Origin of the sequence: Rhizobium leguminosarum bv. viciae USDA 2370 (genome assembly GCF_002008365.1) — a bacterium.
In the GTDB taxonomy this organism is placed as follows: Bacteria; Pseudomonadota; Alphaproteobacteria; order Rhizobiales; family Rhizobiaceae; genus Rhizobium; species Rhizobium leguminosarum.
In genome coordinates this window covers 70,885-82,882 of the sequence record NZ_MRDL01000007.1, presented here as the reverse complement: position 1 = coordinate 82,882, position 11,998 = coordinate 70,885, and the positions used below count along the sequence as shown (strand labels likewise).

11 protein-coding genes are annotated in these 11,998 nt (G+C 61.2%); 2 read left to right on the top strand and 9 right to left on the bottom strand.

What is annotated here, in order from left to right:
• Nucleotides 1–12: 12 nt before the first annotated feature.
• The 3 genes from BS629_RS03320 to BS629_RS03310 form a co-directional block, all read right to left on the bottom strand.
• Nucleotides 13–930: a sugar ABC transporter substrate-binding protein gene (locus tag BS629_RS03320; RefSeq protein WP_018244991.1), complete on the bottom strand. Its 918-nt coding sequence runs from the start codon at nt 928–930 to the stop codon at nt 13–15.
• A 79-nt stretch (nt 931–1,009) separates the two neighbouring features.
• Nucleotides 1,010–1,774: an ATP-binding cassette domain-containing protein gene (locus BS629_RS03315; RefSeq protein ID WP_018244990.1), complete on the bottom strand. Its 765-nt coding sequence runs from the start codon at nt 1,772–1,774 to the stop codon at nt 1,010–1,012.
• On the bottom strand, nt 1,771–2,829 hold the full coding sequence (locus BS629_RS03310; RefSeq protein ID WP_018244989.1) for an ABC transporter permease: 1,059 nt from the start codon (nt 2,827–2,829) through the stop codon (nt 1,771–1,773). Before BS629_RS03310 ends, BS629_RS03315 begins: the two co-directional genes overlap by 4 nt.
• 99 nt (nt 2,830–2,928) lie before the next feature.
• Between BS629_RS03310 and BS629_RS03305 the strand changes: the two genes are divergently transcribed.
• Nucleotides 2,929–3,813, top strand: a complete 885-nt coding sequence (locus BS629_RS03305; RefSeq protein WP_018244988.1) for a GntR family transcriptional regulator — start codon at nt 2,929–2,931, stop codon at nt 3,811–3,813.
• 50 nt (nt 3,814–3,863) lie between these two features.
• Here BS629_RS03305 and lpxK read toward each other — a convergent pair whose 3' ends face one another.
• The 6 genes from lpxK to BS629_RS03275 all read right to left on the bottom strand — a co-directional run bounded on the left by lpxK (nt 3,864) and on the right by BS629_RS03275 (nt 9,983).
• Nucleotides 3,864–4,937 (bottom strand): tetraacyldisaccharide 4'-kinase, encoded by a 1,074-nt coding sequence (gene lpxK / locus BS629_RS03300; RefSeq protein WP_018244987.1) that lies wholly within the window; start codon nt 4,935–4,937, stop codon nt 3,864–3,866.
• Nucleotides 4,938–5,219: 282 nt separating this feature from the next.
• The gene (locus tag BS629_RS03295; RefSeq protein WP_018244986.1) at nt 5,220–5,942 is read right to left on the bottom strand and encodes an HAD family hydrolase; all 723 of its coding nucleotides are present in this window, start codon (nt 5,940–5,942) and stop codon (nt 5,220–5,222) included.
• Nucleotides 5,943–5,951: 9 nt separating this feature from the next.
• A complete protein-coding gene (waaA, locus tag BS629_RS03290; RefSeq protein WP_018244985.1) occupies nt 5,952–7,271 on the bottom strand; it encodes a lipid IV(A) 3-deoxy-D-manno-octulosonic acid transferase in 1,320 nt (439 codons plus the stop codon).
• A 169-nt stretch (nt 7,272–7,440) separates the two neighbouring features.
• Nucleotides 7,441–7,689, bottom strand: coding sequence for a DUF4170 domain-containing protein (locus BS629_RS03285; RefSeq protein ID WP_018244984.1), 249 nt, complete (start codon nt 7,687–7,689; stop codon nt 7,441–7,443).
• 61 nt (nt 7,690–7,750) lie between these two features.
• Nucleotides 7,751–8,560 (bottom strand): 3'(2'),5'-bisphosphate nucleotidase CysQ, encoded by an 810-nt coding sequence (locus tag BS629_RS03280; protein WP_018244983.1) that lies wholly within the window; start codon nt 8,558–8,560, stop codon nt 7,751–7,753.
• A gap of 76 nt (nt 8,561–8,636) precedes the next feature.
• Entirely contained in the window at nt 8,637–9,983 is a 1,347-nt protein-coding gene (locus BS629_RS03275) for a TldD/PmbA family protein (protein ID WP_018244982.1), read from the bottom strand.
• Between the two features lie 119 nt (nt 9,984–10,102).
• Between BS629_RS03275 and BS629_RS03270 the strand changes: the two genes are divergently transcribed.
• On the top strand, nt 10,103–11,917 hold the full coding sequence (locus BS629_RS03270) for a monovalent cation:proton antiporter-2 (CPA2) family protein (RefSeq protein WP_018244980.1): 1,815 nt from the start codon (nt 10,103–10,105) through the stop codon (nt 11,915–11,917).
• Nucleotides 11,918–11,998 lie beyond the last annotated feature (81 nt).

Here is an 11,998-nt window from a genome sequence, read left to right as displayed (position 1 = left end):
AGGGGCGACGGTTCACTTGAATTTCGCCATATTCTCCGGCGTCACGAGCGCAGCGCCGGAGTCAATCAAGGACTCAACCTTCTCTCCGCGAATCGATTTTACCAGCGCATCCACACCGAGTTCAGCCATCTTGGTGGGGAACTGCGCAACCGACGCATCCTCGACTCCACTCTTCAGCGCTTCCTCTTCGCCGCAGCAGAAATCGAAACCGACCAGCACAATCTTGTCATTGGCAGTGCCAGCGTTCTTGATTGCGCGCGCCGCGCCAGCAGCGGGCGGGCCGCAAGCGGCATAAATGGCCTTGAGATCCGGGTTCTTCGTGAGCAGATCCTCGGCGACACTGATCCCGAGCTCCTCGGTGCAGTTTGTTGCGCCTTTCCCGACGATCTTGACATCAAGGCCGTTCAGCCCTTCAAGCATACCGTTCACGCGGTCATCAAGCGCCGGCACACCGGGCACGCCCTCGAGAATCCCGAGCGTGTCGCCGGCTTTAAGAACGGTTTTGAGATATTCGCCAGCGATTTTGCCCGCAGCGAAATTATTGGTCGTGGCAAGTGCCGTCCTGCCTTTCCAATCCGGAATGTTGTTATCCATCAGCACGATCTTGACACCGGCCGCCACCGCCTTGTCCAGCGCAGTGGACACGGTGGGATCGACGGGCGTGAGGGCAATGCCCTGCACGCCTCGTGTCACCATGGACTCGATCTGTGCAATCTGGCCCTCGATGTCGGTTGCCGATGTACCTTGCCCGTAGATGATCTCGACGCCGGGATTTCTCTTTGCATAATCTTTGGCTGCGTTCTCCATTGTTGCGAAGAACGGTACAGGGAATTTGGTTATAAAGCCGAGCTTGACCGGCTCCTGCGCCCAGGACGGGACTATAGCGACGGCCAGGAGCGCAAGAGCGCCCAGCAGGGATTGCAGTTTCATGATAGACCTCCCATGTTTCGACCGCCCTCCTCTAGAGCGATCTCGTTGTCCGCTGCCCCAAAGAAGCAGCGATCTCCTTTTAAGCCTCGGCGCCGACAATCATCGCGACAAGGTCCTGCTTGTTCGCTTGCGTTGGCTTCAGTTCACCCACCTTGCGCCCCTGCCGCAGCACAACCGCCCGATCGGCGATTTCGACGACATGCTCCATATTGTGCGTGATGATGATCACGGCATTGCCGTCGGCTTTGAGCTGATGGATAAGGTCAAGAACCTGGCGAGACTCGCGAAGACCGAGGGCGGCGGTTGGTTCGTCAAGGATTACCAGCTTGCGCGCAAAAACAATGGCGCGCGCGACCGCGATCGCCTGTCGCTGTCCCCCAGACATCAGCGCGACCGGCGCATCGAATCTCGGCAGCTTAACCTTCAGGCGATCGATGACGCTCGCTGCTTCCCGCTTCATCAGGCCCGTGTTGAGGATGCGGAGCGGACGCGGCAGCCAGGAGGGGAAAGAGATTTCTCGTCCGCAATAGAAATTCTGTACGGGGGTCAGGTTGTCGAAAAGCGCCAGATCCTGATAGACGGTTTCAATACCGGCGCGGCGGGCGGCGGCCGTTGAATGGAGCGATACGGGCGCACCATCCACGAGGATTTCTCCTTCGTCGAGACTATGAAGCCCACTGATGCATTTGACGAGCGTCGACTTGCCGGCGCCGTTGTCACCCAAGAGAGCGGTTACCTCACCTGCATAGGCATCAAAGCTTACATTTTTCAGGGCATGGATGGCGCCAAAGCGCTTCTGGGCGTTTCGAACCGAAAGTGCCGGTGTGGTGGATGCAGTGTTCATTGCACTCTCGCCGATTGAAGCACACGCGCGCGCGCCTCGAGATGGTTACGAAGCACGTCGGCCTCTACGGCGATGACGATGACGAGCCCAATCGCGATCATTTGAAAGAACACGTCGACCCCTAGAAGGTTAAGGGCGTTGCGGATGACGCCGATCAGCACCGCGCCGATCAGGGCGTGGCCGAGATGGCCTCGTCCGCCAAGGAAGCTGGCGCCACCGATAATCACCGCAGCAATCGTGTCGAGTTCCAAAAGATTGCCGTAGATTGGCGAGGCGGCGGCGGTCCGTCCTGCGAGCAGCACCGCGCCGACACCTGCACAAAAGCCGCAAATAATGTAGGTTGCGAGCAGAACGCCCTTTACCGGGATACCCATGCTTCTGGCGGCATTCGGCGCGCCGCCGACCGCATAGATCCAACGGCCAAAGACAATCGACTTCGTCAGGATCAGAAAAAGAAGCGCGAACATCGCAACGGCAAAGAAGGAATTGGGCACACCAAGCGTCGTACCGCCACCGATCGCGGTCACTGCATCGGGCATCCCGCGCATGGTGGTGTGGCCGGGCGCCAATGCAAGTGCCAGACCGCGGCAGATACTCAAGGTCGCAAGTGTAATGATAAAGGGGTGTGGCAGCCGACCGTAGACAAAGACCAGGCCGTTGACCGCACCAATGGCAGCGCCGGCAAGCAGCATGGCCATAATGACGACGACTGAAGAATCAACCTGCTGATAGACAAGTCCGCCGATGACTGTTGCCAGCGCAAGATTCGAGCCGACAGACAGGTCGATGCCGCGCGTCAGGATAACGAGTTGCTGCCCCATTGCTACAACAGCAATCACTGCAGTCTGCGCCAGGATGTTCCCCAGGTTAACCGGCTTTAGAAAAGCCGGTGTGATCAAACTGACGACGGCGATGAGCATAATCAGGATCAATAGAGGGCCAAGGCTCAATAGCTTCAGTGCGAATGTGATGCCAGATTGTCTCGGCTGGAAGGTTGCATCGTGCGAACCACCAGGCCGGGACGAATTCTGAGGCAGAATCCCGGAGTCTTCCAAATTCCCCTAGCCTCCCCCGTTTTTTATACATAAGAAACATATGATACACGTGCGTCAAATTGTTTTTTATGGATATCTAATCATATCACGAGTTGCACTATTAGAACGGATACGACTTTCAAGCGGGCATTCAATGATATGATCGATATCATTCGCACGCTCGATCTTGGGGCGGAATTGCCGTCCGAAAATGCACTGCGCGCCCAGCTTGGCGTGAGCAGAACAACGGTGCGGAAGGTGCTGGCGGGGATGTCCGCACGTGGGATCATCATATCTGAAGCACACAGGCGGATCATACGTGAGCAGCCACGACAGAAAGAGCGCTATCCGAAGAAAGAGACCTTGGCAATTTCGGAACAGGTCGAGACGAGCTTCATGGAATGGATGCTGCGCGGCGATGCCTGTCCGGGCACAGAAATCAACGAGGCGGAACTAGCTCGGAAATTCGGCGTCGCGACAACGATTGTCCGTGAGTTTCTCAATCGATTTCAGAAATATGGGCTGATCGAGAAGCGTCAGAATGCAGGCTGGGTTTTTAAAGGGTTCACAGCCAGTTTCGCACTCGAGCTGTTCGAGATCAGAGAGATGTTCGAAATGCGCTCCGCACGGCTTTTCGCTGCCCTGCCCGACGGGTCGCCCGTCTGGAAACAGATCCAATCTATGCGGGCGGCACATTTGGAACTGCTCGCGGATATCGACGCCCGGTTTCAGGATTTCTCGGAGCTGGACAGCCGGTTCCACCGGCTAATTACCGCAGTCGCGCCAAACCGCTTTATCGAAAGCTTCCAAGACGTGATAGCCATGGTCTTCCACTATCATTATCAGTGGAACAAGCGTGATGAACGCGCCCGGAATGAGGTCGCCATCAAGGAACATCTCGCCCTGATCGAAGCCCTCGAAAGCCGCAATATCGCCTTGATCGATCGCGCATGCCGGTTGCATCTGACTTCCGCCCGCGAAACTTTGCTTCACTCGATCGCGTGATAGCGTTGCATGTGGAGATGTACGCAGGACGAGGCGTTTGCAGCTGCCTGTTAGAGCCGTTCAGCCTTTCTTGGAATCGTTTTAACTCCGGCCTTCATCTCCCGCAGCCTCCGCTCGCGGCAGGCGACGATCGCCCGGTCAATGATTAAGCTGGGGGCGAGGTGATCCTCGAAGACCATGTCGACCTCGATCACCCGGCTCTTTTCGACGAGCCGTGCCGCCTTGCCCTGATGGCCGGAGAGGCGGACGAAATCCTTGGACGTGGTGACGATCAAGAGACCTTGACGCTCGGCAGTCGTCAGGATGTCGTCGATCTCCTCCTCGGTCAGGTGCTCGTGATCGCCGAAGGACTTGGCGACGACGATCTCGGCGCCGCGTGATTCAACGGTGCGGAAAAATTTGGCGGGATCGGCGATGCCTGCGAAGGCGAGTACCTTCGTGCCGGCAAGCGTATTGTCGCCGCGCACTTTCAGCGATGCGGTGAAATAGGGCTTTGCCGCGCGCGCCGCCATCCGGACGATCCTGTCGGCGGCATTGCCGCCGCCGACCTTGAGCAAGGCCGTCGCAGAACGCAGCTGCTGACGGATCGGCGCGCGGACCGGCCCGCCCGGCACGATATGGCCGTTGCCGAGGCCGCGGGTCGCATCGATGACGAGCAGGGCATAGTCGATCGCCAGCCGGGCGCTCTGGAAGCCATCGTCCATGATGATGAGATCGGCACCCTCCGCCACCAGGCGCGCAGCCCCTTCGACGCGCCGGCGGGAAATCACCGTCAGCGCTTCCTGGGCAAGCAGCAACGGCTCGTCGCCGACGGCGCCCGCCCGGTGATGATCAGGGTCGACCACCGTCGTCACATCGAGCGAACCGCCGTAACCCCTGCTGAGAAAGCCGGGTTTCAGCCCCTTCGCCTTGGCGGCGCGGGCGATCGTTAGCGCCGTCGGCGTCTTGCCGGCGCCGCCGACGGTGAAATTGCCAACGCAGATGACGGGAACCGGAACGGAGGCGCGGCGCGCATGGGCCATGCGGTGGCCCGCGATACGGCCATACAGAAAAGAAAGCGGCAGCAGCAGCCAGGCCCGCCAATCGGCTTTCCTCCACCAGAACGGTGGCGCTTCGGATATCATCTTGCCGTCCCGCTCCCCTGCCCGGCTTGTTCTCACGCAATCCCTTGGGAAAGTCGCTGCGCGCTTTTCCCGGCAAAACCGCTGTGCACTTTTGCTGGAATTGCTTTAGCCACAGCCAGCCCCTTGCTTTTCGACCGGCCGGATTGAGAAGCCAAAACCTGAAAAAATGCAAGCCCTTACAGCACTGCGCCTCCGACAGGACGCGTCAAGGACGCTCTATGATTTTGAACCGGCACTTAACCGCGAAAATCGATTCCGAATTTCGGGGTTAAGTGCCGGCGGTCAGGCGAGCTGCAGATCGGGCAGCAGGGTCTCGATGGCGGTGATATCGTCAAGCACGTGATCGGCTGCGGCAGCAAGCGAATCCCGCGAACCGGTGCCGGTCAGCACCGCGATCCGCAGCCCCGTCCCGGCATTCAGACCCATATGCAGATCGTGGTTGTTGTCGCCGACCATGGCGACCTCTTCAGGCGAAAGACCGGTTGCAGCGCAGAAGCCGAGCACCATGCCCGGCTCCGGCTTGACGCCGAAGCCGCTGTCGTAGCCGGCGATGTAATCGACATAGGGGGCAAAACCGAAACGTTCCGCCGTCTGGCGGATCGATCGTTCATTGTCGCTGGAGGCGACACCGAGCTTGAAGCCGCGCCGATGCAGCCGGGCGAAGAAACCGGCAAGATCGGTCACCGGCACGGAAAATTCGGCAGCGCTGGAAAAGAGCTCGTCAAGGCGGACCGTCAGTTCGCCGACATCGACCATCGAGCCCGCGGCAACGAGACCCTCGGCGATCTGGCGGGTATTGCCGGCGGCAAGCAGGCTGTCGGGAACGATATGGCCGGTCACCGGATCCATGCCGCAAGCGGAAAGCAGCCGGTCGGCGAGAAGCTCATCCCCCTGGGCTGCGATGCGGGCAAGCTCGCGGTTGACCGGCAGCCAGCTCTCATCATAGTCGAGCAGCGTGCCGTCCTTGTCGAAGAGAATGCCTTTGATAGGGGACGCTACCGACATCATATCTCCTTAGACCTGGGCCACGGCCTTGGGCAACAGCCGCGCCTTCACCGTCAGCGGATTGATATAGGGTTCCAGCCCCTTCACTGTCGCCGTCAGCGCGCCGCGCATCTCGTGCACGGCAGTGATGCCGGCCTCGATCATGTTGCGGCGGGCGTCGTCATTGATCAGCAGGTAATGCACGCCCTTGGCCAGCATTTCGGTATCGCGCACCATGCGGGCGCTGCCGCTGCGGGCAAGCTTCTGATAGGCATCGCGGAAATTCTGCACATGGCCGCCGGAGAGAATAGCGCAGCCGAGCATGGCAGGCTCCAGCGGGTTCTGGCCGCCTTCGGCAAAGAGCGAGCGGCCGACGAAAGCGATTTCCGTCAGTCTCAAATAGAGGCCCATTTCGCCGATCGTATCGCCAAGGAAGATATCGACATCGGCGGACAAGACATCGTCGCGGGTGCGGCGGGCGACCTTCAGCCCCTGCTTGACCAGGGCCGCTTCGATCTCGTCGCTGCGCTCGGGATGGCGCGGCACGATGATCGTCAATTGATGGTCGCGCTCCCTCAGCGCCCGATGAACGATGGCGGCGGCATTCTCCTCGCCGTCGAAGGTCGAGATCGCCGCCCAGGTCTTGCGCTCGCCGATCTGCTTCTTATAGCGGGCGAGGACAGCGCTGTCATAAGGCGGTGCGTCGGTATCGACCTTCAGATTGCCCGAGGTGAGGACAGGGACAGCGCCGAGATCGCGGAAACGTTCGGCATCGACATCCGACTGGGCGATGACGAGGGCAAGATTCTCGAACAAGGCTTCGGCGATCGCCGGGCGCCGGCGCCAGCGGGCAAAGGAGCGGTCCGACATGCGGGCATTGATCAGGATCTGCGGAATGCGGCGGTGGCCGAGTTCCAACACCGTTGCCGGCCAGATCTCGGATTCGGCGATGATGGCGCAATCGGGCTGCCAATAATCGAGGAAGCGGCTGACGGAGGGCTTCAGGTCGAGCGGCACATATTGATGGATCGCTTCCTGGCCGAGGCGCTCGGCGGCGAGCTTGGCGGAGGTGATGGTGCCGGTCGTCAGGATGACATGGATGTCGCGGCGGCGGATTTCGCGGATCAGCGGGATGACGGCGTTGGTTTCACCGACGCTTGCGGCATGGAACCAGACGAGCGGGCCTTGCGGCCGGTTGGCGCTCGGATAGCCGAAACGTTCCAGGCGGCGGGCCCGGTCTTCCTTGCCCTTGGCCGTGCGGTAGGTGATGTAGAGGCCGACCACAGGAGAGGCCACGGTTCCCGCCAGACGGTATGCGTTCAGACCGAAGCGCGCCATCCGGGAGCTCATTGCGCCAGCCTCCGATCAAAACCGATCGACATCAAACCCATTCCCTAATTATCGTTGCGGCCGCAATGGCCGATTAATTTGTTCAGAATGCGTCCAACAATCCGGATCGACGGGCGCCCGATGCACCAAAGCCCCGCTCGACGAGGCCGGCCGGCAGCACTTGCCAAGGTCAGTTGCCCCTGGCCTTTTCCTGCGGATCAAGCAAACGATGCATGTGGACGATGAAGTAGCGCATATGCGCATTGTCGACCGTCTGCTGCGCCTTCGCCTTCCAGGCCGTCAGCGCCGTGGCATAATCCGGGAAAATGCCGACGATATCGAGACCCTGCAGATCACGGAACTGGACGTCATCGAGGCTTTCCAGTTCACCGCCAAAAACGAGATGCAGAAGTTGCTTCTTGTCACCGGATTCAGTCATTTTTTGTTCTCTTTCTGCCTATTCTCCTCCGCCACCCATCTGCGGGATTTTGACGGAAACGTCAACTGTCTCGTCGCTCCGCAAAGGCCGCGAGGAATTCGCCGAGGCGGGGTGTTGGGGCCGCGCAGAGGACCTTGTGGGTGACTTCGGCACGGTTGTAGACGATCGGCTGGCCTTCGATGTCGACGAGGCCGCCGCCGGCGCAGACAAGGATCAGATCGGCGGCGGCAAGGTCCCAATCATGGGAATTGCCCTTGACGAAGGTGCCTTCGAGACGACCGTCCGCCACCATGGCGATGCGATAGGCGAGCGAGGGAATGTATTTCTCGCGCGTCACCCGGTCGCGGAACGCCGTCGGAAAGGTCTTCAGCAGGTCATCGCCGATCGCAAGGCGGCTCATCTCTTCCGGTCCGGCGGCCGAGACGGTGAAGGGCACGCCATTCTTCAGCGCCACGCCGCCCTCAACCGCCTCATAGAGCTCCTCAAGCGCCGGGGCATAGAGCACGCCGGCCACCGGCCGGCCGCGATGAACCACCGCAACGCTGACGCACCAGACCTTCTGCCCGCCGAGGAAGGCGCGCGTGCCGTCGATCGGATCGACGATGAACAGCGTCTCGCGTGAGAGACGGTCGGCATCGTCGTCGGTTTCCTCCGACAGCCAGCCATAATCCGGCCGGGCCTTGCGCAGGAAGGTCTCGAGCGTCTTGTTTGCAGCGAAATCGGCAGCGCTGACGGGAGAACGATCCTCATTCTTCCACCAGACCTCGGGAGACTGGTTGAAGAAGCCGAAAGCGACGGCGCCCGCCTCTCTCGCAGCATCGGCGATCAGCGTGAGATCGCTCTGCCACCGGGCTTTCTCCATGTCGCTCATCAGATCAATCCATTTCTGAACTACAGTTGGAGCATGATGTCGTCCGAAAACCGCGCACACTTTTCGGCATCATGCTCTAGCGTCCGGCAAGCGTCATGCCTTCGATGGCGAAGGTGGGGGCCGCGACGCCGAACTTGCGATCGATGTCGTTTGCCGGCGTCAGGCGCATGAACATCTCCTTGAGGTTCGAGGCGATCGTCACCTCGGAGACCGGGAAGGTGAGTTCGCCGTTCTCGATCCAGAAGCCGGTGGCGCCGCGGCTGTATTCGCCGGTGATCATGTTGACGCCGTGGCCGATCAATTCGGTGACATAAAAACCGTTGCCGACGCTGCGGATCAAATCCTCCGGCGAAATGTCGCCGGGTTCCAACGCAAGGTTGGTGGAGGAAGGCGAGACGGCAGTGCCGCCGCGTACGCCGCGGCCGTTGGTCTCAAGGCCGAGCTCGCGCGCGGTCGAGGTCGAGAGGAACCAGTGCTTCAAAACACCATCCTCGATCATGACAAGCCGCTCGCCGGACACACCCTCGCCATCGAAGGGCCGCGAGGAGGGCCCACGCACGATAAGCGGATCATCGGTGATCGACAGGCCCGACTTCAGCACCTGCTGACCCATTCTGTCGCGCAGGAAGCTGGACTTGCGGGCGACGGAAGCACCATTGATCGCACCGGCGATATGGCCGACGAAGCCGCGGGCGACACGCGGGTCGAAGATCACCGTGACGTCCTTGCCGGTCGGCACCTGGCGCGGATTGACGCGCTTGATCACCCGTTCGCCGGCGCGACGGCCAATTTCAGCGGGGTCGTCGAGCTCGGCATAATAGAGACGGCTGTCGAAATCATAATCGCGCTCCATGCCGGTGCCTTCACCGGCGATGACGCTGACGGAATGGCCGAAACGCGAGGCCATGTAACTACCTTCGAATCCGTGCGAGGTGGCAAGAACGAGGCCGCCCATGCCGGCTGAGGCGCCGGCGCCGGAGGAATTGGTGACACCCTTGACCGCAAGCGCGGCCGCTTCAGCCGCAAGACCCGCCTCGCGCAGCATTTCGGAGGAGACCTCCGTGGTATCGAGCAATTGCAGGTCGGGATAGGATCTCGAAAGGCTCGCCTCATCCGCCAGGCAGGCGAAGGGGTCTTCCGGGGAAACCTTGGCCATGGCAACGGCGCGTTCGGCAAGCGCCTGAAGATCGAAGCCCGGATTGGCCGAAACGCTGGCGACGCGCTTGCCGATGAAGACGCGTAGGGAAAAATCGTCGCTTTCGGAGGATTCCGTGCCCTCGACCTTGCCGAGGCGCACGCTGACCGATTGCGAGCGCGACCGGACGACGACGGCATCGGCGGCATCAGCCCCTGCCTTCCTTGCCAGATCGATCAATTGAGTTGCGCGGGAAAGAAGTGTCGAGGAATCAATTTCAGAGGACATGATTTGGCCTTTCCTTCGGCTTCCATTTATTGTGCACTCTCCCAAGCATCAAGGCCGCCGCCGCCGATTCTTTATCGGGGCTGCCTGCGTGCTCCCTGCCGTTGAAAGAAATTGTCAGCATGTCAGCGCCCAATGCCCTTTTTTCCGAAACGATCCTGCTGCTTGGCGGCGCGGTGGTCGCCGCTCCGATCTTCAAGAAGCTCGGGCTCGGCACGGTGCTCGGCTACCTCGCCGCCGGCATCGTCATCGGCCCGGTCTTCCACGGCATCACCGATGGCGAACAGATCCTCGCCGTCGCCGAACTCGGCGTCGTCTTCCTGCTCTTCATCATCGGACTGGAGCTGAAGCCCACCCGTCTGTGGCAGATGCGGCGCGACATCTTCGGCCTCGGCACGGCGCAGGTGGTGGTGACGGGGCTGGCGCTGACCGCACTTGCCTGGTTTTCCCAAGTTCTCGACTGGCGCGGCAGCATCGTTGCCGGATTTGGCCTGGCGCTGTCTTCGACCGCCTTTGCCATGCAGATCCTCGAGGGCGACGGCGACGTCAACACCAGATACGGGCAACGTTCCTTTTCGATGCTGCTGTTCCAGGACCTGGCAATCGTGCCGCTGCTGGCGCTGATCACCATCCTCGATGGCGGCGACAAGGGCAACAACGCACCGCTGTTGGATTTCGCGGTCGCCGTCGGTGCGGTTGCGGCGATGATCGTCATGGGACGCTACCTGCTGACGCCGCTTTTCCAGATCATCGCCCGGACCGGCGCGCGCGAGGCAATGATTGCCGCCGCCCTCTTCGTCGTCATGGGATCGGCGAGCCTGATGCAACTTGCCGGGCTTTCGATGGCGATGGGCGCCTTCTTATCCGGCGTGATGCTTGCCGAATCCTCGTACCGGCACGAGCTGGAGGCGGATATCGAGCCCTTCCGCGGCGTGTTGCTCGCTATCTTCTTCATCGCCGTCGGCCTGTCGCTGGAACTCGACGTTCTCGCCGACAACGCGCTCTTCGTCATTGTCGCCGTGCCGATCGTCATGGCCGTCAAGGCGATCGTCATCTATGGGCTCTGCCGGATCTCGGGCTCCCTGCACGACGATGCGATCCGCATCGCCTTCCTGCTGCCGCAGGGCGGCGAATTCGGCTTCGTGCTGTTCACCACGGCGGGTACGGTCGGGCTGATGTCGACGAGTACGGCCTCGCTGCTGGTCGCGGTCGTCACGCTGTCCATGGCGCTGACGCCGATCGGATCGGCCCTTTCGAAGCGGCTGCTGCGCGGCGACGAGCAGGAGGAGCTGGACGAGGATTTCGAGGGCGCCAGCGCCGACGTACTGATGGTCGGCTTCTCGCGTTTCGGCCAGATCGCCGCCCAGATCCTGCTTGCCGGAGGGCGCAGCGTCACCGTCATCGATTTTTCGGCCGACCGCATCCGCCAGGCCTCCTCCTTCGGCTTCCGCATCTATTTCGGCGACGGCGCCCGCAAGGACGTGCTACGCTCGGCCGGCATCGACCGGGCGAAGATCGTGCTCGTCTGCACCCAGAAGAAGGAAATCACCGACAAGGTGGTGGAGCTGGTGCAGGCCGACTATCCGCAGACGCGGCTCTACGTGCGCTCCTACGACCGCATCCATTCGATCGAACTGCGCAACAAGGGTGTCGACTACGAGCTGCGTGAAACGCTGGAATCGGGCCTGCTCTTCGGGCGGCGAACACTGGAGGCGCTTGGCGTTTCCGAGGTCGACGCCTATGAAATCGGCGAGGATATCCGCAAGCGCGACGAGGCGCGTCTGGTGCTGCAGGTGTCCGAAGGGCTGCAGGCCGGGCGCGACATGCTGTTTTCCCACCCCGTCCGCCCCGAACCGCTGGTCAAGCCGAAGCGTGCTGCCGATCCCTTCGAGGACGATCCGCTGGCCGGAACGGCGGATGCGACGGCGGACGCTTAGATCAACTCCAGGACGTGCGAAGCTTGAGCGTGGCGAACTCGCCGCCGGGGACTCGCTACTGCCAGAATCTGTCAGCATGTT

Bases quoted from the DNA above. Each gene is read 5' to 3' on its own strand.
- BS629_RS03320 (WP_018244991.1), bottom strand. From the start codon at position 930: ATGAAACTGCAATCCCTGCTGGGCGCTCTTGCGCTCCTGGCCGTCGCT.
- BS629_RS03315 (WP_018244990.1), bottom strand. From the start codon at position 1,774: ATGAACACTGCATCCACCACACCGGCACTTTCGGTTCGAAACGCCCAG.
- lpxK (WP_018244987.1), bottom strand. From the start codon at position 4,937: ATGATATCCGAAGCGCCACCGTTCTGGTGGAGGAAAGCCGATTGGCGG.
- BS629_RS03295 (WP_018244986.1), bottom strand. From the start codon at position 5,942: ATGTCGGTAGCGTCCCCTATCAAAGGCATTCTCTTCGACAAGGACGGC.
- waaA (WP_018244985.1), bottom strand. From the start codon at position 7,271: ATGAGCTCCCGGATGGCGCGCTTCGGTCTGAACGCATACCGTCTGGCG.
- BS629_RS03285 (WP_018244984.1), bottom strand. From the start codon at position 7,689: ATGACTGAATCCGGTGACAAGAAGCAACTTCTGCATCTCGTTTTTGGC.
- BS629_RS03280 (WP_018244983.1), bottom strand. From the start codon at position 8,560: ATGAGCGACATGGAGAAAGCCCGGTGGCAGAGCGATCTCACGCTGATC.
- BS629_RS03275 (WP_018244982.1), bottom strand. From the start codon at position 9,983: ATGTCCTCTGAAATTGATTCCTCGACACTTCTTTCCCGCGCAACTCAA.
- BS629_RS03270 (WP_018244980.1), top strand. From the start codon at position 10,103: ATGTCAGCGCCCAATGCCCTTTTTTCCGAAACGATCCTGCTGCTTGGC.